The organism is Gluconobacter sp. NFX36 (assembly GCF_049887835.1).
Lineage (GTDB): Bacteria > Pseudomonadota > Alphaproteobacteria > Acetobacterales > Acetobacteraceae > Gluconobacter > Gluconobacter japonicus_A.
The window spans coordinates 28661-51120 of record NZ_JAGEKJ010000012.1 but is presented as its reverse complement, the minus strand read 5'-3'; the positions used below and the strand labels follow the sequence as shown (position 1 = coordinate 51120).

Here is a 22460-nt window from a genome sequence, read left to right as displayed (position 1 = left end):
TCAGGACAGCAGGAGTTTGGGAGGCGGGGGTGTCGGAATCCAGTCTGTACCAGACAGGGATGCATGCCCGATCTGGACGAAACGTCCGGAAATGGCGATCTGAGCGGGAAGCGGTGTCAGATGCGCGAGCGTCAGAGCAGGCTCTGCCGACGCCGCATGGATATGGCAGCAGCCTTGCCCGTGACTGTCATTATGATGGGACGGCGCTTCTGACATCATGGCCTGCATATCATGCTGGTCACAATGTACAGTGGCGTGCTGTGTCATGGATGCGCAGTGCGTCATGGTCATGACGTGGGTTCTAGTTGCGGCATGTGCCGGGAATGCGCCCGCCATCAGCCCGAGCTGCATCAGCAGACAGGCGATCAGGCCAAGCCATTTCCGGGTATGCGTTCCGAGCATTTCAGATCCCTGATCCAGACAGACAGGAGAACTTGTCTGTCTTCTTTATGGCCTGATCCTATACCGGGGCGGGGAATAAATGAAAGAGAGATTTCGGGTGAGGGGTGTTTTTGATGGATACCCACCCAGAGTATATAAATTTTAATCCGTCCTATTAACGATTTTAATTTCAAAACTTTCTCGGAAATCCCTAATGGAAAAAATATACCCAAAGGGGGTATGATGGAATTGAGGAATTCCAGGAATATTTAAATCCGGGAGAACAAGGTCATGACGCAGACGGCACATCTGACAGTTGATGGAATGTCCTGTGAAGGATGTGCAAAGCGTCTGCGCGAGGCGTTGGAAAGTGTCGAGGGAGTTTCTGCTGTGACTGTCGTTCTGGACGGTGGGCAGGTGACGATCGCCTATGATCCAGCCGCTACAACCGTGGCAGATTTGCGGGAAGCTGTTGAAGCGACGGGCTTTGACGCAATTCCATAGTGTGCGTCTGCCTTCTCATTTCTGAGGGCGAGCGATAAACAGGCATCCGGTTCAACAGGTGAAACCAGTACCAGATGTCATGTCGCAAAATAATATTCTTAAAGTGAAACAGAACATGTGGCAGTCTTATAATTTCTGGGCGGGTTTCCTCGGATATCATAATGTAAATACGCTGCGGCGGTCCGCTCTTTTCTCGGTCTCCAGCTCGGCTCTGATTTGCGGAACCCTGGTGATGGGAGCTGTTCCCGATGCGCGGGCATCAGAGATCGGTGAAAAAAGCCATCAGAAAGTATCTCGCTGCCATGATGCTCAAAGAATAGATTCCAAAATTGCGCAGACATGCCTGAAAGACACGTCTTCCAAGTCGTTGGGGGCGAGTGCGTCAGTGAACAACGGCGAGACGTCCGCTGTGGACGGCGGCACGGAAAATCTGCGTGTTTATGGCACATCTCATTCCTATACAGCTCCGGCTGTGGAAGCGTGGGGAAAAACACCTGTTGCCCTGAAGGATATTCCACACTCGATTTCTGTCATCACACAGCAGCGTATGGAAGATTCCAACATGCTGACCATGACGGATGCCATGCGCCAGATAAACGGAATTCGCGTGCTGCCGGGATCAACGGCCAATAGTAATTTTTATTCACGGGGCTATCAGCTCACCACGTCGGTTGACGGAACGCCCAATGCGGCCGGAACGCTGAACAACGCGAGTTTGACCTCTCCATGTATGACAGAATTGAAGTCATGCGTGGGTCAGCCGGTTTGCTGCAAGGTGCGGGCGGCGCTGGTGGCGTGGTCAATCAGGTTACAAAGAAGCCCGGAAAGGATTTCGCCGCGAGTGGAAATGCTACTGTGGGCAGCTTCAATAACTACCGTGCGGATATGGACCTGACCGTTCCGCTCAACCGCTCCAAAACACTACGGTTCCGAACGGCTGATCTCTTTCAGGATAATGATTACTTCTACAAATATGCCCATAACCGAAGCTGGCAGGCTTATGGCGTGCTGGAATGGGATATCACGCCGTCCACTACGTTTCTGGTGTCTCATGCGGCGCAGAAGCAGAATATTGATGCGCCTTATTACGGATTGCCTGTCACAACCACTCGGACGCTCTGGTATGGCGGGCGTGATGCGAACCCGACCCAGCCGTGGGGATACAGCAATTACATGACCCAGCAGACCATTGCGTCTCTGACGCAGAAACTCTGGGGGGATTGGACGGTCACTGCTCGTGGGACTTTTTACGACCAGAGTTACAATACGCTCTATAATGAGCCGTGGACTACAATCAATGCACAGACTGGTAAGCTGACTTACGAAGATGTCGGTAATTTTCCATATCGAGGAACGAATACGTCCCGCTCGGCTGATATTTACACAACAGGCAGCTTCCGGCTTCTACACCGGACGCATCATGTACTTCTGGGCTTTAACTACAATTCGTATGATACGCATGTTGCCTATGGCGCGGTTACGTCCGACGCGGTGTATTCCGATGTTAGCATCAACAACACGGCAGTGGTGAAGAAGCCAGCTGCTGGCAGCATTACCTACAATGCGGCCGATGGTGCAGAAGGGACAGACGACAATGCCTATCAGTGGGGGTTTTACGGACAGCTCCGGCTTGAAGTGATCCGCCACCTGTCCCTGATCCTTGGCGGGCGTGTGTCGCGGTTTTCCGAAAAGACGCGGGACGCCAGTCCTTCCCCGGAAGGGCCATGGAAGACGACGGCCAATATTCACGGTCAGCTGACGCCGTATCTGGGAACTGTCTATCAGATCACACCCAACCTTTCCTGGTATGCCAGCTACGCCAGTATTTTTACGCCTTCTGTCGGACGGCTGACTTACAATAGAGAAGGTCTGACGCCTCAGCAGGGCAATCAGGTCGAGACAGGTTTCAAGGGCGAGTATTTCCACGGTCGTCTGAATTTTTCGACAGCGCTTTTCCGTATGGAAAGTGTCAACCAACCCGTTCAGGACCCCGATCACACAAGCTTTTACATTACGACAGGGCCCATCCGTCGACAGGGCTGGGAAGCGCAGGTTGATGGACAGATCATGCCTGGGCTCGATGTGTCTATTGGATACACATATCTTGATACCAAGGTTTCCAATCCGAAAGTGTCTGATTTCGGAGGGGTTTTCTCACCGCGTCACATGTTCAAATCCTGGGTGCATTACAATGCGCAGCAAGGGCGCTTGAAAGGACTGAGCTTTGGTGTCGGGCTGGATGCTTACAGCAATCTTCGTGGCAGTTATGCAACGACGGTTCAGGGGGGGTATATGACGCTCGACAGCGTGATCGGATATCGCTTCAACAAACATCTGAAACTCCAGCTCAACACCTATAACCTGACCAACCGCTATTATTACGAGCGTGCAAGCGGCGTCTGGCAGTTTAATTTCCCAGCGGCTCCCCGCAGTTTCATGGCAACGCTTCGTGGCACATACTGAAGACCCTGCACCCGCGCATTCTCTTTCAGACTGGAAAGTTCTTCTGCCTTACTGGCGGTCGGAAGATCGCTGGAAGGCGCTAGGGCTTTTGGGCGGGATTATCGGTCTGTCATTTCTGGATGTGCAGGTCGCGGTCTGGTTCGGGAAATGGGATCAGACATTTTTCGATACGATGTTCGCGTATAAAGTTGCGGCCTGTATTGCGCTTATCCCGATCTACGTGGTCATGATGGGCTTGAGTGCAGGAATGCGCGTCATCCAGCGATACATGACGCAGGTGCTCTCCATGCGCTGGCGTTTGTGGAACACGCGGGTTTATTTGCGAAAATACCTGTCCGATGATGCGTATTATCATCTGGAGCACGGAGAAAACCGGGCCGACAACCCCGACCAACGTATCGCGGATGATCTGGCGCAGATGTCAGTCTGGACGCTGCGTCTGGGTCTGGACGCCATTCAGGCTGTGACGACTTTTCTGTCCTTTGCGATCGTTCTGTGGACCATCGGTGGCACGTTATCCTTTGTCTGGCAGGGCTGGCATATCGTCATTCCGGGCTACATGTTTTTCGGGACGACGCTTTCCATTCTGCTCATTTCTCTGGTTCTGGAAAAAGCGGGTGGCCCTCTCGTCAGCGCCAATTATCGCCAGCAGCATTATGATGCTGATCTGCGTGCGGCTCTGCTGGATGTGCGGCGTAATTCGGAACAGATTGCTTTTTATGGGGGTGAAGGCGCGGAGCACTTCCGACTTTCGGAATGTTTGCACCGCATTGCCACCAACTGGCGCAGCGTGATGGCCTATACATGGCGTGCCAATACCGTGGTCGAGCTTTATACGGGCGGGATCAATATCGTCCTTTGGGCTTTGCTCATTCCGAAACTGTTGGCCCATACGCTGACGTTTGGTCTATATTCCCGGATCAATTCGGCGTTCATGAATGTGCGTCGAAGCCTGCAATGGTTCATAGAGAACTATACGGACCTCGCGACGCTCCGTTCTATTTTGCAACGTCTCAGTGAGTTCGAGCGCGTTGTAACGGATCGTCCTGAAGATAGCATTGTTCGCGTGCCGACAGAGCAGGGACAGATCGAAATCCGGGATCTGGTGCTTGATCGGGCCGATGGATCGCGACTTGCCAGCATTGGGGATCTGACAATTCCAGCGGGAAGTCGCTGGGTCATTGGCGGGGCGTCCGGAGTGGGGAAAAGTACGCTTCTGCGGGCGTTGGCAGGACTTTGGACTTATGGGACGGGACGTGTCTCGTTCAACATGAGGGACGCCATGTTCCTGCCACAGCAAAGCTATGTTCCCACGGGTACGCTTCGACAGGCCCTCAGTTATCCGGCGACACCAGATCGGTATGACCGGGCTGCATGCGAGGTTGCTCTCGAAGCCGCTAATTTGAGTGAGCTGGTGTCAAAGCTGGATCAGAATGCCGTCTGGGGGGATGTGCTTTCCCCCGGCGAGCAGCAGCGTCTGGCCTTTGCCCGCGTTTTTCTGACGAGGCCCACGGTGCTTTTTCTGGATGAAGCGACATCGGCGTTAGATACAGAGAATGAGACGCTTCTTTATAGTCGCCTCCTTGCGTTTCTGCCGGAGGTGACCCTCATAAGTGTGGCGCATCATTCAGATCTGAAGCGATTTCATGATCGGGAAGCTGTTCTTTCCCAACAGGGCATAACGATTCAGCTTCTTCCATAATACCATATGGGGGTATACTCTTCTTTCGTTTTCCGGAGCCGCCAGTGTCGCGACTCTCGCCCGCTCAGGAGATGTTCAGATGGCCCAGACAATCAGTTTTCCAGTTGGTGGAATGACTTGCGCAGCCTGTGCGGCCCGGATCGAAAAAGTGCTGAACCGGCAGAGCGGCGTTCATGCAACCGTCAATTTCGCGTCCGAGCGGGCTCAGGTTGATCTGGAGGGACCGGAGGCCAGCGTTGGGACTGTTGTCGCTGCTGTTCGTAAAGCCGGGTTCTCCGTTGATGAACAGAGCGTGGATTTCGTGATTACCGGCATGACCTGTGCGGCCTGTGCCGCACGGATTGAAAAAGTGCTGAACCGCATGCCCTCCGTTCAGGGAAGCGTGAATTATGCGACCGAACGCGCCCACGTCACCTATATTCCCGGCATCGTGACACCAGAAGATCTGGCGTCCAAAATTACGAAAGCGGGTTTCGGTGCGACCCGCCTTGATGAAGGTCAGCGCGAAGATCCGAAAGCAAAACGTGCGGCCGTCTGGCGGAAAGAGCGTAACCGCTTCCTGCTGACGTTCGTGCTGGCTCTGCCGCTCTTCGTTGAAATGTTCGGGATGCTGCTGGGGCGGATGGAAACCGTGCCGGTGGCCGTGCAGTTTGTCAGTGCCACACTGGTGCAGTTCGTCTGCGGTGCGCATCTGTATCGCCGGGCCTGGAACGCTGTGCGGGGCGGGTCGGCCAATATGGACGTGCTGGTCGTTTTGGGAACAAGCATTGCGTATCTGTTCAGCGCGATCGTTGTTCTGTTCCGTCTGGATCAGCCGGTTTATTTTGAAGCAAGTGGCGCGATCATTACCCTGATTTCTCTGGGTAAGCTGATGGAAACACGCGCCAAAGTGCGTACGAGTGCAGGAATTGAAAGCCTGTTGCAGCTTCAGCCCCAGACTGCGCATGTGGAGCGTGATGGCGTTCTGGTTGACCGGGCGGTCGCGGATATGCATGTCGGAGACGTGTTTGTTGTTCGGCCCGGTGAGAGCATTCCGGTGGATGGAACCGTTCTGGAGGGCTCTTCGGACGTCAACGAAGCCATGCTGACTGGTGAAAGCGTGCCAGCTCTGAAGCAGACCGGAAGTGACGTCTTTGGCGGCACGATCAACGCAAATGGGGTCCTGAAGGTTAAAGCGACAGGCGTTGGCTCTGATACAGCGTTGGCGCGGATTGTGCGTATGGTTGAGCAGGCGCAGGGATCAAAGGCCAATGTGCAGCGCCTTGCGGATCGTGTGTCCGGTATCTTTGTTCCGGCCGTCGTGGCGTTTGCTGTTGTGACGTTCCTGATCGGCTGGGCCGTGACGGGGTCTGCGACGTGGAGTCTGGTTTCAGCAGTGTCCGTGCTGGTGATTGCCTGTCCTTGCTCTCTGGGGCTTGCGACCCCAACCGCCATCATGGTGGGTACTGGTCGTGGTGCACAGAACGGGATTTTGTTCCGGAATGCTGATGCACTGGAGCGTGCGGAAAAACTGTCGACGATCATTCTCGACAAGACAGGAACCCTGACGCAGGGCCGACCCGGCGTGACATGCCTGCATCCGGTCGCGGGCGTTTCTATGGATCGACTTCTTGCCGTGGCAACGTCCCTGGAGCAGAACTCGGAACATCCGCTTGCCCGCGCGATTGTTGATCATGGAATGGCGCATCATGCGACGGTTCTGAGCGTGGACGGGTTCAAGGCCATTCCGGGTCTTGGTGTCGAAGCCCAGCTTGAAGGTGAGCCTGCGCTTCTTGGATCGCCTCGCTATCTGACTGATGCCGGATATGACCTGACGACCCTGCCAGTGAATGACCTGGAAAGCGAAGGACAGACAGTCATTGCAGTTGCGACGGGTGGTCAGCTTCTGGGGATTATTGCTCTGGGAGACACTCTGCGCCCCGACGCTGTTTCGACGGTTGCGGCTCTCAAGGCGCGTGGCATCAAGGTTGTCATGCTGACGGGCGATAATGAACGGGCTGCCGCAGTGGTGGCGCGGCAGGTCGGTGTGGACGATTATCTGGCTGGTGTCCTGCCGCAGCATAAAGCGGAAGGTGTAGCGCGCTACCGCGCTGAGGGGCGAATTGTCGGAATGGTGGGGGATGGCGTCAATGACGCGCCCGCGCTGGCTGCTGCGGATGTCGGTTTTGCCATTGGCGCCGGATCAGCCGTCGCGCTGGACACAGCGGATGTCGTGCTGATGAAGAGCGAACTGACGAGCGTTCTGGATGCGATTTCCCTGTCTCGGGCGACTCTTTCCAAGATCCGTCAGAACCTCTTCTTCGCGTTCATCTACAATCTTCTGGGTCTGCCTCTGGCGGCTTTGGGATTGTTGAACCCGATAGTCGCAGGAGCCGCCATGGCGATGAGCTCGGTTTCGGTTGTAAGCAATTCGCTTCTCCTCAACCGATGGAAGCCGGAAGAAAAGCGCTCTTAAAACGTCTGAAGGCGGCCGTGAACGAAGGAGATAAGGGTCTTCGCGCCGTGGCTCCAGAGACCCAGAAAATCGTCGCTACCGACATGTCCGGTGAGGCCGGCATCCGTGAACTCTGCATGCCAGTGTTTGGCAAGGATCCGGGCACGTTCGCTTGAGAGCCACGGATCATTCCGGCTCGCCATTAAGGCCGTGGGAACAGGCGAAGGCATTTCAGGTAAAGGCGCAAAAGCGCGGATGCGGGCGGCTTCCGGGTGTGTCGTGTGTTCGATATCCGCTGGCGCGACAAGAAAGGCGCCCGCGACTTGGGATGTCTCATGGCACGCAAGCCAACGGGCCGTCAGAACTGCTCCCAGGCTGTGTGCAATCAGAAGGACGGGTTTTTCGGCCTGCTGAATTGCGCTTGTCAGGGATGCGTCCCAATCTTCGGGGATTGGGTTTTCCCAATCGGTCTGGTGCAGGCGTGTGAGGCCAAAGGCGCTTTCCCACCGGGTCTGCCAGTGATGTGGGCCGGAATTGAAAAGTCCGGGCACGAGAAGCGGCGTGAAATGTTCTTTGATGCGGTGAAATTCAGCGGCTAGAACCGTTTCTTCGGAAGAGCGCTGAAAAGCGAATGCGCGAGCACTTGCCGTAAGGTCCAGAGCGGTAGCGCGGCCGGAAAAAAGATTCATGCCCGTAATCTCCAGAAGCCTGACCGGGGACGATTCCCGATCAGGATTGAATGTCTGGATTAATAACGAACATAGATCAGTATTAAATAAAACAACTATATAATAATGTGATTATGCAAGGCCGTCAAAAAGCTGTGTGGAGAGATATCGCTCCGCAAAGGATGGCGCGATCACGACAATGGTTTTGCCGCGACTGGACGCCTTCTTGGCCAGAGACATGCCCGCATAAAGGGCTGCACCGGATGAAATCCCGATGGGAATGCCTTCTACGGCAGCGCAGAGCCGGGCTGTTGTCAGAGCCTCCTGCTCAGAAACTTCAATGACGCTATCAAGTGCACGCAGATCCAGTGTGTCGGGCTGGAACCCGGGGCCGATGCCCTGAATGCCATGTGGACCCGGTTCGTCGCCATGCAGAACCGCACTTTCCCGCGGCTCCACACCAATGACCTTGATGGCCTTGCTGAATTTCTTCAGCCCGTGCGCAATCCCGGACGCCGTGCCCCCTGTGCCAAGACCGGCAACAACCATGTCCACTTGCCCGGCGGTATCATTCCAGATTTCGAGCGCTGTGGTCTGCTCATGAACGGCCGGGTTGGCGTCATTCTCAAACTGGCTCGGCATCCAGGCGTCTGGAAGCGTTTCCATCAACTCTTCCGCACGGCGGATGGCGCCAGCCATACCATCATTGGCGGGAGTGAGTTCGGTGGTCGCGCCCATCAGACGCAGCATTTTCCGACGCTCGGTGGAAGCGCTCTCTGGCATGGTGACGATCAGGCGGTAGCCCAGCGCCACGGCTGCAAAAGCTAGAGAAATGCCTGTGTTGCCGGAGGTCGGTTCAATAAGAACGGTCCGACCCGGTGTAATAAGGCCGCGTGTTTCCGCGTCCCGGAGCATAGCAACGCCGATACGGTCTTTGACAGAACCGAGCGGGTTGAAAAATTCCAGTTTGAGGAGAAGACGCCCATGCAGTTTTTCCTGCTCTGTCAGGCGGGGGAGGGCGACGAGTGGCGTGCCCCCGACAGTTTCCAGAAAGGAGTTGTAAACTCTGCCACGTGGCGCGGCATAACCTTCAAACGGAGCGGGGGAAGACACGACCTTTTTGTTCATACTGTTTTTGTATCACAGGAGTTGGAAAAGGGCAGATGGGAATTTCCTGACAAAACAACGATAACAATTTGTTGTATAAAACATTTCTGGCGCAAATATTCATTATTAAAAGTTGTATATTGACGCTCAGAGACTTTCCCGCCTAAGAGGGATCGTCATCGACCTCCATAAGAAGGGCATCTCCATGATGTGTCGAATGTGTAGCTGGCAGCCGTCGTGCTGCCATGGTTCCGCCGCCCGGAAACCTCTTTCCCTTTTTCCGTAATTTCCCGACAGCACAGACATGTCGGGCACCTGAAGGTTCGACATTATGCTTGGTTCTACGGTTATCGAAATCAACGGTATTTTTCTTGGCGTTGCTATCCTCGTCAGCACGACGGGCGCACGTCGGTTCTATGCAGCCCATGAAAGCGTTCGTGCGCTGCATAACGAAACAGTGGCGGATCTTTCTGCCCTGCGGCGGCGTGTGGCCCAGCACGCCCGGACTGTTTTGAAGCCGATCTAAAATACAGGCATCACGTTTCTTTCCTCACGGCTCTTCTCTTCCCTGAACTGTCAGCTAGAACGGAATGCTGAACAGTTCATGGGGTGAGAGTGCGCGTGGGAGAAAGCGGTTTTTTGCGAATGGTCCGCGCCCTTGTGGTGAAGAGGGACGTTCTCTTTGCCATAGCGGCACTGGGGCTCGTTGTTCTGGCCAGCCTGAGCGCGCCACTTTATGCGCGCATGGTGGGTGTGGACCCGTTTTCTTCCAATGTCGCCGGGACGACCATGCGTCACGGGCAGACGCTTGACCTCATGCAGCCTAATGACAATCCGCTTCATCTTGGTCTGACTCCACTGGGGCCGGACTTGTCTGCGGGTGCCTATAGTCTTGGTGCGGATTCTCAAGGACGGGATGTGGCGTCCCGTCTTCTTTATGGAGGGCGAAGTTCGCTTCTGATCGCGTCCGCGGCGGCATTTTTGTGCCTGTGTATGTCGAGCAGTATCGGGATCTGTGCAGGATATTTTGGGGGGTGGGTAGATATTCTGCTGTGTCGCCTTTTGGATATTCTTTGGGCGATCCCGGTTTACCTGTTTGCCATTTCTCTTTCTGTCGTCACGGTCGGGCATGGACTTCATCTTGGGTTCGTGACGCTTGGGGCTGACAGCTTCCTGATTCCTATCGGCATTATTGCGTTGGTCTATGTGCCTTATGCCGCCCGCCCGCTGCGGGCTCGTGTCCTAAGCCTGTCACAGGCGGAGTTCGTGATGGCAGCGCGGGGTATGGGCGCCTCTGATTTTCGCATTCTCCGACGTGAAATCCTACCCAATCTGGCACCGTCCATGGTTGTTCTGGCGCCTCTGGTCATGGCGCTCTGTCTGCTGGCGGAATCGGCGTTGTCGTTTCTGTCTCTTGGCGTGCAGGCTCCTGCTGCCTCCTGGGGAACGCTGATTCAGGATGGCGAAGGGTTGCTCTATACGCGCCCGATTGTGGCGATTGCGCCGGGCGTTGCCATTGTCATTACCGTGCTGGCTCTGAACGTTCTGGGAAATGCCCTGCGCGATTACCTGGACCCGAAGGGAGCCGGCCGATGATCGCAGCGCTCCTGTCCCGTATCGGCCAGATGGCTCTCGTTATTTTCGGTATTTCTGTTCTGGTATTCTGCATCTTCTTCGCCACGCCGGGGGCAGATCCGACGGCGCGGATCGCCGGGCGTGGCGCCAGCCCGCAGGTCATGGAACGCGTGCGGGCGGAATACGGGTTCGATCGGCCGTTGCCCGTTCAGTATGTGCGCATGATGGAAAAGCTGTTCGTTAGCCGCGATCTGACGTCTTTCGTCAATCACGGTCAGCAGGTCGTGCCGGAAGTGGCTTCTGCGGCTCCTGTGACGTTGTCGCTTGTAGTCTGGGCAGCGTTTTTTTGGGTCGCAGGGTCGTTGGGGATTGGAATTGTCTCCGCCGTATTGCGTGATAGCTGGGTGGATCGGTTTCTGATGGTGCTGGGGCTAGTTGGTCTGTCCATGCCGGTTTTCTGGCTTGGCGAAGTCGTGAACCTGTTCACGCAGAGCCGCTGGCATGACACCTGGATGTTCCGCTGGGTGCCGCCATTGGGATATGTGCCGCTTACGGAAAATCCACTTGGCTGGGCGCGATCCCTTTTGCTGCCGTCACTGACGCTTGCTGTGTCTTTTATGGGATTATACGCGCGCATCCTTCGTTCGGAGCTGCTGTCCGCCATGAGGGAGGACTCCATTCGTACCGCCCGTGCCAAGGGCGCAGGACCCGTGCGTGTCTGGCTCTGGCACGGTCTGCGCCTGTCGTGGTTGAGTTATGTGTCGCTTTTCGGGCTGGATTTTGCACAGCTTCTTGGCGGTGGTGCACTGCTGACCGAGGTTGTGTTTGCTCTGCCGGGCGTGGGACGATTGACCTATCAGGCTCTTGCTACGCTCGATCTGCCGCTCATCATGGCAACGGTCATGTACGCCGCGATCTTTGTTGTAATTGCGAACGCGCTGGTGGACGGGATTTATGCGTTGCTGGACCCCCGTATTCGGGAGGGGCAACATGGGCGCTGATTCCTTGCTCGATATTCAGAACCTGAAGCTGGATCTGCCAGATGGCCGACGTCTTCTGGAAGGCGTGTCCTTTCAGATGCAGGCTGGTGAAGCTTTGGGTGTGGTTGGGGAATCCGGTTCCGGGAAAAGTCTGACGGCAATGAGTGTCATGGGGCTTTTGCCTGGCCTGCGAGCATCTGGTCAGATCGTATTTACCGGACAGGATCTCGTCGGTCTGCCGGATAAATCCATGCGCAAGCTGCGTGGCGCCCGGATTGCCATGATCTTTCAGGACCCCATGACGGCTTTTCTGCCTGTTCGTTCCATCGGGGCGCAGATTGATGAGCAGATCCGATTGCATCAGCCTCTGAGTCGACGGGAAGCACGCGCCCGGACAGTGCAGCTTCTGGGACGGATGGGCGTGCCCGACCCGGCTATGGCGGCAAAGCGCTATCCCCATCAGCTTTCAGGCGGTCTGCGGCAGCGTGCGATGATTGCCATGGCGTTGTCCTGCTCGCCCGATCTGCTGATTGCGGACGAGCCGACGACGGCGCTCGATGTGACTGTACAGGCCCAGATCCTGACCCTTCTGCGGGAAATCCGGGATGAGGGCGCAGGCGTGATGCTGATTACCCATGACATGGGCGTGGTCGCGCAGGCCTGCACGCATGTGGCGGTGATGTATTCCGGGCTGGTAGTGGAGCGTGGTCCGGTGCGGGATGTTCTCGACCGTCCGCTACACCCTTATACGCAGGCTCTCCTGGCCGCCATTCCACCTCTGGAAGGGCCACGACCCGAGCTGCTTCCAACTATCCCCGGACAGCCACCTACCCCGGAAAATCGACCCTCCGGCTGTGTGTTTGCCCCGCGATGCAGCTTTGTGCGACCGGATTGTGCAGGCCGGCCGGCTTTGATCGAAACAGAGGAAGGGCGGCGCGTGGCGTGTGTCCTTTACGCAGCATGAGTGTTCTTCTGGAAGCCAGAGCCCTGGAGAAACAGTACAGGCTGGGCGGCGGTCGTGTGCTGCACGCTGTTTCGGATGTGTCGCTTCAGGTGCACCGGGGAGAGGCTCTGGCGCTTGTCGGGGAATCTGGTTGTGGCAAGTCCTCTCTGGGGCGTGCGCTGATTGGCCTGACCCAGCCGACATCGGGTGAGGTGCTGTTTGACGGACACCGGATTTCCGGCCTGTCAGACCGTGCGCTGCGGCCGTGGCGTATGCGGATGCAGATGGTCTTTCAGGACTCCTCTGCGGCCTTTAATCCGCGCAGAACGGTAGGGGAGTCTCTCGCCGAACCTCTGCGGATTCATGGTCGTAAAAACATTCGCGCCCGCGTTGACGACTTGCTGGATCAGGTTGGGCTGGCCCGTTCGGTGGCTGATCGATACCCGCATGAATTTTCCGGTGGCCAACGTCAGCGGCTGAACATCGCCCGTGCGCTCGTACTGGGCCCGGATCTTCTGGTGGCGGACGAGCCTGTCTCCGCGCTTGATGTGTCGGTTCAGGCGCAGATCGTGAATCTGTTCCGGGATCTGCGTGCATCGCTAGGCGTGGCGTGCGTGTTTATTTCCCATGATCTGTCGGTCGTCCGACAAATGGCGGACCGGATTGCAGTCATGTATCTGGGCAGCATCGTGGAGGAAGGGGACGGACTGGAGGTTCTGGATCGTCCGGCGCACCCTTACACAAAGGCTCTTCTGGATGCTGTTCCGCGGCCGGACCGATCGTTGCCGCCACCGTTGAAGGGCGATGTTCCCAGCCCGGTCAATCCGCCGTCAGGATGTCGTTTCCACACACGATGCCCCATTGCGCAGCCGAAATGTGCGACGGACCGCCCCAGTCTCCAGCCTTGTGGAGAGGGGCGGCGCGTAGCATGCCATTATCCGCTGGTGGCCTGAGTACTCAGTGTGACGCTGTTTCGAAAGCCAGCGGATAGAGGGACGCGACCAGAAGCAGGGCCATCGTATAGTTGAAGCTTTTCAGCAGCAGGGGACGATGCAGCCAGCGTCTCATGCCTGCGCCAAACCCGGCCCAGAGTGCCACGGATGGAAAGTTCACGATGCCGCAGATCAGGCTCGCGATGGCAAGGTTGAAGAAGAATCCCTCTTTGGGAACGTAAGCTGCAATGATCCCTACCGCCATGACCCACGCCTTTGGATTAACCCACTGAAAGCCGGCCGCCTGTAGAAAGGTGATCGGCTGACCCTTGCTCTTGGCTTCTGGTGCGGAAGATGACGTGGCAATCTTCCAGGCCAGCCAGAGCAGGTAGGCTGCGCTGGCATATTTCAAAGCCACATAAAACCATGGTGCATGTTCAAACAGGCTTCCCAGACCCAGCCCGAGCAGAACCACCATCACGACGAAGCCGAGTGCCACGCCGAGCATGTGCGGAATGGTTTTTCGAAAGCCATGTGTCAGCCCTGATGAGGCCAGCATCATGTTGTTCGGTCCGGGCGTTACGGAGGCGACAAACGTGAAGAGAACGAGCGGCGCGAAAGCCTGCCAGTAAGTCGGCATGACGGAATTTCCTGTTGCAGACGGGAGCGTCCTGCAGACTATGACAGTTGCTACCGGAACAGTACCGGTACAATCTGACGATATTCTTTCAGACTGTACCGGAGGTTTGACCATGCCAGTTTCCATCGCTTCATCCGGAATGCTGCCTGTGTGGCAGCCTGTTCGTGGGGCGGACAGAACTCTGGTTGAACAGCTTGAAGTCGAATTGGTCGGGCGGATCGAAGCGCATATGCTCAGGCCGGGCAGTCGCCTGCCATCTGTCCGTAAAATGGCAGAAAGCGCAGGTTTGAGTCGTTATACGGTGATAGAGGCTTATGAGCGTCTTCAGGCTCGGGGTCTGATCCTGTCCCGGCCGGGTGCTGGATATTTCGTGCGACCACCCGTGGATCTCCCTGTTGTGGCAGAGGCTGTCGTACAGGAACAGACCGAACCCTCCCGGTTGGATGTGACATGGCTCCTGCGTGAAATGTTTGGAACCGGAACGTCCGTAAAGCTCACAGCGGCATCAGGCGTTTTACCGCAGCATTGGCTGGATGCGGATCTTGTGGCGGGTGCCATCCGGGCCAGTGCTCGTTCGGATGTTGAGGGGCTTTTGCATTACGGTCATCCGCAGGGAAGCCCGCACTTGCGTAAACACATCGCTGCGATGTTGGGTGCACAAGGCATAGCGGCACATCCGGATCATCATCTGATGACAACTTCGGGTGTGACGCATGCGATAGATCTTGTGCTTCGGTTGATGGTTCAGCCCGGTGATACGGTTCTGGTCGAAGACCCCGGCTGGCCTCTGATTTTCGGACGTCTGGCAGCTTATGGTGCACGGATCATCAGTGTTCCGAGACGGCGGGAAGGGCCAGATCTGGAGGTTCTGGAGCGACTGGCTGCGGAGCATCGTCCGAAGCTCTTTCTCATCAACAGTGTGGTCCATAATCCGACGGGCTACACGTTGGGAGCCGCTGCTGCGCATGACGTACTTCGTCTCGCCGAAAAGCATGATTTCATGATTCTGGAAGACGACACTTATGCGGATTTCCATGATGGCACAGCCATCCGTCTTGCCTCCATGGACCGTCTGCAACGCGTCATTCTCGTTACGGGGTATGCCAAGACACTGGCCGCCGGGCTGAGGGTGGGCGTTCTGGCCGCGAGGCCGGATCTGGTTGCTCGTCTGATTGATCTCAAGCTTCTGGCGGGCCTCTCTACGCCACAACTTGGGGAAAACGTCATGACGCGACTACTGAGAGACGGGCATTACGGACGGCATCTGCTGAGACTGCGGCAAAAGGTTAATCAGGCCCGGCAGAAATGCGTTGATGTGCTGACGGCTTGTGGCTTGAACGTGCCATACCTGCCGCCGGCTGGCATTTTTGTCTGGGCGGATTGTGGTCAAGATTCAGAAGCTGTTGCGCGGGCTGCCTCTGAAGCAGGCATGTTGCTGGCTCCTGGAACGCTTTTCTCATCTACGCAGGCGCCGTCCACTATGCTGCGTTTTACGGTCAGTGCTGTGGAGCAGGCAGAACTCTGGCCAGCTTTGGCATCGCTGCTTAGACGGTCATAATTCCTCATGTTGCGAAATTGCAACGGGTGACAATTTAGAGTCAGAAATTATATGATATGAAATTGACACACTAAGAATAAAAACTTTCCAATGCGGGGTCTGATATCCAATGAAACGGACTCCTAATGCCCCGAGCATCTCGGCTTCTTCTTTCTGGCGTTGCTCTGGCTGGTCTGATTGCTGGCCCCGCCAACGCAGCGTCCCATAAAACCCGGCATCATCACGCGACGTCTGCTCCCAAAGCTGTTGCTCCTGTGAGAGGCGCTGGGGTTCGGTCTAAGCCTTCCGTCAAATCCGGCTCGGAAGCTATGACTGTTCATGCGCATCGGAGTGGTCCGCATAGTGCCGTGGAAGTTGTCAGCCGTCAGACGCTTGATCATTTCGTGGCCGGGACAAGCCCGATGCAGGTTCTGGCCCTGACGACGCCGGGCGCGAATTTTGCGTCGGATGATGCGTTTGGTCTCGATACTGTAGCGAATACGCTCTATGTGCGTGGTTTCAATCAGACCCAGCTTGGTGTCTCTCTGGATGGTATTCCAATGGGCGGGCAAGGTTTCCATAACTGGAATGGTCTTGGCGTTGACCAGATGGAAATTCAGGAAAATATCGAAAGCCTGACCATGTCTCAGGGAGCGGGGGCCTTGGATACCCCGTCTGCACAGACTCTGGGTGGGGCAATTACGTTCACGTCCAGTGATCCGGAAAATAAAGCTGGCGGGCGTATCAGCCAGCTTTTTGGTAGTAATCACGGCTTCAGAACATTCGCCAGAGCTGATAGTGGCGTTCTGAACGCAAGCGGGACAAAATTTTACGCTGCTTATGCCCGGACAGCACAGGATCTGTGGAAGGGCTATGGAGATCAGCAGGAACAGCAGGCCAATTTCAAGCTGGTGCAGCCTGTGGGAGATCGCGGTAAGATTACGGCTATTTTCGATTATTCAAATTTCGAGCAATACAATTATCTCAGCGTGACAAAAAACATGTGGCAGAAGATGGGACGCAAAACGACCTATCTGAAACCAAATTACGAACTGGCCAAAGAATACGCGATGTACGCCCAGAATGGGGGAGTGCCGAGTAATCTGGAAGGCGTATTGTCCAACGATGAAATTGGCGATTACGCTTATGACGGAACCCAGACGCAGCGGAATTACATGTCTGCCATTACCGGGGATTTTAAGCTTTTCCCGAATGTGGATTCCAAGACGATTGCGTACGCACATGTTTCAAATGGCGATTACAGCGCAACCAATCCCTTCCTGACCTCTCCGACCTCACAGGTTCCAATGGCCATGGAAACGGGTCATCCGGATGTTCGGCGACTTGGGTTTGTGCAGAGTTTCGATATTCATGCCGGACATCATAACGATATCAAGACGGGTATCTGGTATGAGAACAACCGGTTTAATTATCCAATGATGATGTATGAAGATGGAGTGGACAAACCACATTCTTCCATTTCCAATTTCAAGAACGGGACGAAATGGTGGGAAGACTCTTTCAACACCAATACCTTCCAGTTCTACTTACAGGATACCTATCATATTTTGCCTGAAATGACGGTAACGGCAGGGTTCAGATCGCTGTTGCAGACGACCCATGGCGGCACCAGCATTGATAATTCGGGTACGTTGTCACAATGGGGCGTTTATTACAGCCATCCGGCGTCTGGCAGTCTGACGGCAGCGAATGCTTTCCTGCCGCATTTCAACTTCGATTATCATTTCCTGAACCAGCATGAGGTCTATTTCGACATTGCTGAAAACATGCGTGCCTATGATTACGGAGCCCAGAGTGGCAGTGGAAACCCATGGGGCGGTCTGGGGAGTTCTGCAAACCCGGCCCAGTCGGTATTCAATGCGAACAAGCAGACCTTACGGCCGGAACGGACATGGAATTATGTCGTCGGCTATCGCTTCAATTCGCATTTCTTTTCCGGCAGCGCGGATTTTTATCATACGGACTACTACAACCGCCTGGCGGCCATCACGAGTGGATCGACGGGGAACACTTACAGCGCTTTCATGAATGTTGGTCGTGAAACGATGAATGGCGCGGATGTGGCTGGAACGATCCGTCCTCTTCCGGGGCTGGCGATCACCAACAGTTTTAGCTGGAATGATGCGACCTATCAGGACTCACATCTGCCTTATAACGGTGCTTACATCAGCATCAAAGGCAAGCAGCAGGTCTACTATCCGAAGTTTATGTACAAGGCGAACGTGACCTATACATGGAAGCGCGCGACCTTCAACTTCAACACGACTTATACCAGTGCGCGTTACATGACATATACGAACGACGAAAAGATCCCCGCATACTGGACCTCCAACCTCAACGCGACATACGATTTCGGCAAGATTGGATTTGTTCAGAACTTCCAGACGTCGTTTGGTGTCACGAACCTGTTCAATCAGGTTTATATTGGTGGTGTTTACGGCGCTGCCTCTGTTTCGGGGGATGATAACGCCAATCTGTTCATCGCTGCCCCCCGACAGTTTTTTGGAACGGTTTCCGCGAAATTCTGAGATTGGGTTTCAGAACCTCTCCATGCACCCGGCCTTCGTGCCGGGTGTTTTTGTATGAGAGGTTTTGAGGAAATGTGCTCTCGAAAAAGCAACGCGCTATGCGTATCTTAGTACTGGACGGCAACACCCTCGATAGTGCAGGAGTCTGCTAATCTTCCCCTTTCCGTGTGCGGGGTTTCTCGCTTTTTCAGGGTCGTATTTTGCCAGTCCAGCCAGAATTTCTTCTTTTTTCAGTACAGATTTCTTGTTCAGGGGGCAGGTGTGATGAGACAGGCCGTTCAGTTTTATCTCGGCGATGACCGCATCGTACTTGGGGATGTCTCTCCGACACTGACCCTGCTGGACTGGCTGCGTGAGCGTGGCCGGACTGGAACGAAAGAGGGCTGTAATGAAGGGGATTGTGGTGCCTGCACGGTTCTGGTCGTTCGGTTGGAGCACGATCAATTGGTCTGGCGGGCGGTCAATGCGTGTATCCAGTTCGTAAGTATGCTGGACGGGGCGCAGGTTTATACGATTGAAGACCTTGGCACACCGGACGCGCCGCACCCGGTTCAGGCGGCAATGGTCGAGCAGCACGGCTCCCAGTGTGGCTTCTGTACGCCGGGCTTTGTCATGTCTATGGCCGCCTATCGCAAGACCCCGGGTGCTACGGATGACGATGCGAAGATTGATGACGCGTTGGCTGGAAACCTCTGCCGTTGTACGGGGTACGCACCCATCGTTCGGGCGATGAAACAGTCCATGACCGCGGGGCCTGATCGTTTCGATGCGCAGGTTCAGACCATTACGGAGCGTCTGGTGGCTCTGAATGATGGTGAAACCGTGCAGCTTTCCGGCACGGAAGGGACACTGACGGTTCCGGGGAATGTGGATGTCCTGGCGGAAGTGCTGGAACAGAACCCCGATGCGACCATTGTGGCAGGGGCTACGGATGTTGGCCTGTGGGTAACGAAGGGTATGCGGCAGCTTCGGCATGTTGTGGCTATCGGTCGTGTACCGGAACTTCGCCGGATGGAACGGACAGCAGAAGGTCTGACGATTGGGGCTGCCGTGACCTATCAGGAAGCCCAGTCCCGCATTGCAGAACTATTGCCGGATGCAGGGGAGATGATCCGTCGTTTGGGTTCAACGCAAGTCCGCAACAGCGCAACGGTGTGTGGGAATATTGCGAACGGCTCCCCGATCGGGGACGGGCCGCCGATGTTCATTGCGGCTGGAGCCACGCTTCATCTGCGGTTGGGTAATGAGCGCCGTTCTTTGCCGTTGGAATCCTACTTCATTGCCTATGGAAAGCAGGATCGTCGTCCTGGCGAGTTCGTGGAAGGCGTGACCATTCCGGTTCCTCCGGCGAATGCGCAGTTCCGGGCTTACAAGATTTCCAAACGCTTCGATCAGGATATTTCCGCTGTTCTGGGGGCTTTCATGATGGAGCGGAATGCTGAGGGCGTGATTACGTCCGTGCGTCTGGCTTATGGCGGTATGGCGGCAACCCCGAAGCGGGCTGAGCAGGCGGAAGCCGCGCTACTGGGACGTGTCTGGGATGAAGAGGCACTTGAAGCGGCACGTGCTGCCATTGCACAGGACTTCACACCGCTGACCGACATGCGGGCGACGGACTGGTATCGCCGCACGGTGGCTGCCAATCTGCTGACGCGTTTCTTTGAGGAAACGACGGGCGGCCCGCAGGCGCGTCTGGCCCGCACCGGAGGGCTGGCGCATGTCTGAGGCTCGCAAGATGCTGGTTCAGGGGGCTGCCTCGACCAGCATGAAGCATGAAAGCGCGATCCTGCATGTGACAGGGCGTGCAAACTACATTGACGATATGCCTGAGCCGAAAGGCATGTTGCATGTTGTTCCGGGACTGAGCACCAAGGCTCATGCGCGGATTGTTTCCATGGATCTGAGTGCTGTGCGGTCTGCGCCCGGTGTGGTGCGGGTTTTGACGGCCGAAGATGTTCCGGGCGAGAACGAGATCAGCCCGGTTCATGCGCATGATGAGCCCCTGTTGACCACGGATCATGTCTATTACTGGGGCCAGCCGATGTTTGCCGTAGTGGCAACATCCCGGCAGGCGGCCCGTCAGGCCGTCCGGCTTGCGAAGATCGAGTATGAAGAAAAGCCTGCTATCCTGAACGTCGCTCAGGCGCGGGAAGCTGGTGGCGATCTGGTCTGGCGCCCGTTGGTCATGAAGCGCGGTGATGTGGATGCCGGATTGTCTGCCGCGCCGCGCCGTCTGAACGGTCGCATTACGATGGGTGGGCAGGAGCATTTCTACCTTGAGGGTCAAGCCGCTCTGGCTCAGCCAGGTGAGGCAGGGGAAATGCGTGTCTGGTCTTCCACGCAGCATCCGTCTGAAACGCAGCATCTGGTGGCGTGTGTTCTGGGTCGGCCGCATCATCTGGTCACGACTGAAGTGCGCCGAATGGGCGGGGGCTTTGGTGGCAAGGAAACGCAGGCCAATGCTGCGGCCTGTCTGGCGGCCATTGCGGCTGATCTGACCGGCCAGGCTGCCAAGATGCGTCTGGACCGTGACGACGACATGATGATGACCGGCAAGCGGCATGACTTCGTCGTCGATTATGATGTCGGCTTTACGGATGACGGGGACATTCTGGCAGTCGATATGGTTCTGGCAGCCCGCTGTGGCTGGTCCGCCGATCTGTCCGGTCCTGTTGTGGATCGTGCGCTGTTTCATGCAGACAACGCGTATTTCTATCCGGATGTGCGGTTCCGTTCCGAGCCACTCCGAACCAACACGCAGTCCAATACGGCCTATCGAGGGTTTGGTGGTCCGCAGGGTATTGTGGCGGCAGAACGGGTGATCGAGGAAGTCGCATTTGCGACGGGGCTTGATCCTGTGACTGTGCGACTGCGCAATTTCTATGGAACCACAGACCGGAACGTCACGCCGTATCATATGACGGTGGAAGACTCGATCAGTCGGGAAATTGTCACGGAACTGGTGCGGCGCTGTGATTATGCAAAGCGCAAGGAAGAGATCCGCGCTTTCAATAAAACCAGTCGTTACATCAAGCGCGGGATTGCACTGACGCCAGTAAAATTCGGCATTTCCTTCACGGCGACACATTACAACCAAGCCGGTGCGCTGGTTCATGTCTACACGGATGGTTCCGTGCAGGTGAACCATGGCGGGACCGAAATGGGGCAGGGTCTGCACACGAAAATGGTGCAGATTGCCATGCGTGAGTTCGGGCTGACGTCCGACCGGGTCCGCATTACTGCCACCACAACTGGCAAGGTTCCCAACACGTCTGCAACGGCTGCGTCTTCCGGAGCAGATCTGAACGGCATGGCAGTTCTGGATGCCATTACCAAGATCAAGCGCCGCATGATCGTGTTTGCTGCTGAGAAGTGGAGCGTCTCTAAAGAAGACGTGCAGTTTCTGCCGGATGGTGTGCATGTCGGGTCAGATGTCATGACTTTCCAGCAACTGGCCTGGCAGGTTTATTTTGCACGTATTTCCCTCTCGTCCAATGGGTTTTACAAAACGCCCAAGATTTCCTGGGACCCTGCAACAGGGCGGGGACGTCCATTCTTTTATTTCGCCTATGGTGCAGCCTGTGCGGAAGTATCCGTTGATCTGCTGACGGGTGAAAACACCATGGACCGCGTGGATATTCTCCATGACGCCGGGCAGTCTCTGAATCCGGATATTGATGTCGGGCAGATCGAAGGTGGCTTCGTGCAGGGCGCAGGCTGGCTGACGATGGAAGAGCTGGTCTGGGACCCCGCGGGCCGTTTGCGGACACATGCCCCCAGCACCTACAAGATCCCGGCCTGTTCCGATCGGCCACGGATTTTCAATGTGGAATTGCTGGAAAACGCTCCGAACCAGGAGGAGACGATTTTCCGGTCCAAGGCCGTTGGGGAGCCTCCTTTTGTGCATGGTGTGGCCGTCCTGCAGGCGATTTCGGACGCTCTCGCCAGCCTGAATGACTACAAGACCTGCCCCCAGCTTGATGCGCCCGCCACGCCGGAGCGGGTTCTGCACACTGCCATGATTCTGCGCGGCGAGATCGACTGA

17 protein-coding genes and 1 pseudogene are annotated in these 22460 nt (G+C 56.0%); 14 read left to right on the top strand and 4 right to left on the bottom strand.

Annotated elements, in window-relative coordinates; genetic code table 11:
- Entirely contained in the window at positions 1 to 402 is a 402-nt protein-coding gene (locus J4P41_RS12275; RefSeq protein WP_426067349.1) for a hypothetical protein, read from the bottom strand.
- Positions 403 to 672: 270 nt separating this feature from the next.
- On the opposite strand from J4P41_RS12275, the gene J4P41_RS12270 reads away from it, so the two are divergent.
- The 5 genes and pseudogenes from J4P41_RS12270 to J4P41_RS12250 all read left to right on the top strand — a co-directional run bounded on the left by J4P41_RS12270 (position 673) and on the right by J4P41_RS12250 (position 7505).
- The gene (locus tag J4P41_RS12270) at positions 673 to 885 is read left to right on the top strand and encodes a heavy-metal-associated domain-containing protein (protein WP_211567808.1); all 213 of its coding nucleotides are present in this window, start codon (positions 673 to 675) and stop codon (positions 883 to 885) included.
- Positions 886 to 964: 79 nt separating this feature from the next.
- Positions 965 to 1540: pseudogene (locus tag J4P41_RS12265) on the top strand (TonB-dependent receptor plug domain-containing protein); the annotation flags it as partial.
- A 92-nt stretch (positions 1541 to 1632) separates the two neighbouring features.
- Positions 1633 to 3348, top strand: coding sequence for a TonB-dependent siderophore receptor (locus tag J4P41_RS12260; protein ID WP_426067348.1), 1716 nt, complete (start codon positions 1633 to 1635; stop codon positions 3346 to 3348).
- Positions 3335 to 5050, top strand: a complete 1716-nt coding sequence (locus tag J4P41_RS12255; protein WP_426067347.1) for an ABC transporter ATP-binding protein/permease — start codon at positions 3335 to 3337, stop codon at positions 5048 to 5050. Before J4P41_RS12260 ends, J4P41_RS12255 begins: the two co-directional genes overlap by 14 nt.
- Positions 5051 to 5129: 79 nt before the next feature.
- A complete protein-coding gene (locus tag J4P41_RS12250) occupies positions 5130 to 7505 on the top strand; it encodes a heavy metal translocating P-type ATPase (RefSeq protein ID WP_426067346.1) in 2376 nt (791 codons plus the stop codon).
- On the opposite strand, the gene J4P41_RS12245 is transcribed toward J4P41_RS12250, so the two are convergent.
- Positions 7502 to 8173, bottom strand: coding sequence for an RBBP9/YdeN family alpha/beta hydrolase (locus J4P41_RS12245; protein ID WP_426067345.1), 672 nt, complete (start codon positions 8171 to 8173; stop codon positions 7502 to 7504). The genes J4P41_RS12250 and J4P41_RS12245 overlap by 4 nt on opposite strands.
- Positions 8174 to 8284: 111 nt before the next feature.
- A complete protein-coding gene (gene cysK, locus J4P41_RS12240; RefSeq protein WP_426067344.1) occupies positions 8285 to 9280 on the bottom strand; it encodes a cysteine synthase A in 996 nt (331 codons plus the stop codon).
- Positions 9281 to 9590: 310 nt separating this feature from the next.
- Between cysK and J4P41_RS12235 the strand changes: the two genes are divergently transcribed.
- The 5 genes from J4P41_RS12235 (at position 9591) to J4P41_RS12215 (ending at position 13710) form a co-directional block, all read left to right on the top strand.
- Complete coding sequence (locus J4P41_RS12235) at positions 9591 to 9785, top strand: hypothetical protein (RefSeq protein WP_007283459.1); 195 nt, start codon at positions 9591 to 9593, stop codon at positions 9783 to 9785.
- Between the two features lie 119 nt (positions 9786 to 9904).
- Positions 9905 to 10855, top strand: a complete 951-nt coding sequence (locus tag J4P41_RS12230) for an ABC transporter permease (protein ID WP_426067343.1) — start codon at positions 9905 to 9907, stop codon at positions 10853 to 10855.
- Positions 10852 to 11835: an ABC transporter permease gene (locus J4P41_RS12225; RefSeq protein ID WP_426067342.1), complete on the top strand. Its 984-nt coding sequence runs from the start codon at positions 10852 to 10854 to the stop codon at positions 11833 to 11835. Before J4P41_RS12230 ends, J4P41_RS12225 begins: the two co-directional genes overlap by 4 nt.
- On the top strand, positions 11825 to 12778 hold the full coding sequence (locus tag J4P41_RS12220) for an ABC transporter ATP-binding protein (protein ID WP_426067341.1): 954 nt from the start codon (positions 11825 to 11827) through the stop codon (positions 12776 to 12778). The genes J4P41_RS12225 and J4P41_RS12220 overlap by 11 nt, the downstream gene beginning before the upstream one ends.
- Positions 12775 to 13710 (top strand): ABC transporter ATP-binding protein, encoded by a 936-nt coding sequence (locus tag J4P41_RS12215; protein ID WP_426067340.1) that lies wholly within the window; start codon positions 12775 to 12777, stop codon positions 13708 to 13710. The genes J4P41_RS12220 and J4P41_RS12215 overlap by 4 nt, the downstream gene beginning before the upstream one ends.
- A 4-nt stretch (positions 13711 to 13714) precedes the next feature.
- On the opposite strand, the gene J4P41_RS12210 is transcribed toward J4P41_RS12215, so the two are convergent.
- Positions 13715 to 14329, bottom strand: a complete 615-nt coding sequence (locus J4P41_RS12210; protein ID WP_023944636.1) for a LysE family translocator — start codon at positions 14327 to 14329, stop codon at positions 13715 to 13717.
- A gap of 112 nt (positions 14330 to 14441) precedes the next feature.
- On the opposite strand from J4P41_RS12210, the gene J4P41_RS12205 reads away from it, so the two are divergent.
- The 4 genes from J4P41_RS12205 (at position 14442) to xdhB (ending at position 22460) form a co-directional block, all read left to right on the top strand.
- Positions 14442 to 15887: a PLP-dependent aminotransferase family protein gene (locus J4P41_RS12205; RefSeq protein ID WP_426067339.1), complete on the top strand. Its 1446-nt coding sequence runs from the start codon at positions 14442 to 14444 to the stop codon at positions 15885 to 15887.
- Positions 15888 to 16012: 125 nt separating this feature from the next.
- Positions 16013 to 18415, top strand: a complete 2403-nt coding sequence (locus J4P41_RS12200) for a TonB-dependent receptor family protein (RefSeq protein WP_426067338.1) — start codon at positions 16013 to 16015, stop codon at positions 18413 to 18415.
- Between the two features lie 264 nt (positions 18416 to 18679).
- Positions 18680 to 20140, top strand: coding sequence for a xanthine dehydrogenase small subunit (gene xdhA, locus J4P41_RS12195; protein ID WP_426067337.1), 1461 nt, complete (start codon positions 18680 to 18682; stop codon positions 20138 to 20140).
- A complete protein-coding gene (gene xdhB / locus J4P41_RS12190; protein WP_426067336.1) occupies positions 20133 to 22460 on the top strand; it encodes a xanthine dehydrogenase molybdopterin binding subunit in 2328 nt (775 codons plus the stop codon). Before xdhA ends, xdhB begins: the two co-directional genes overlap by 8 nt.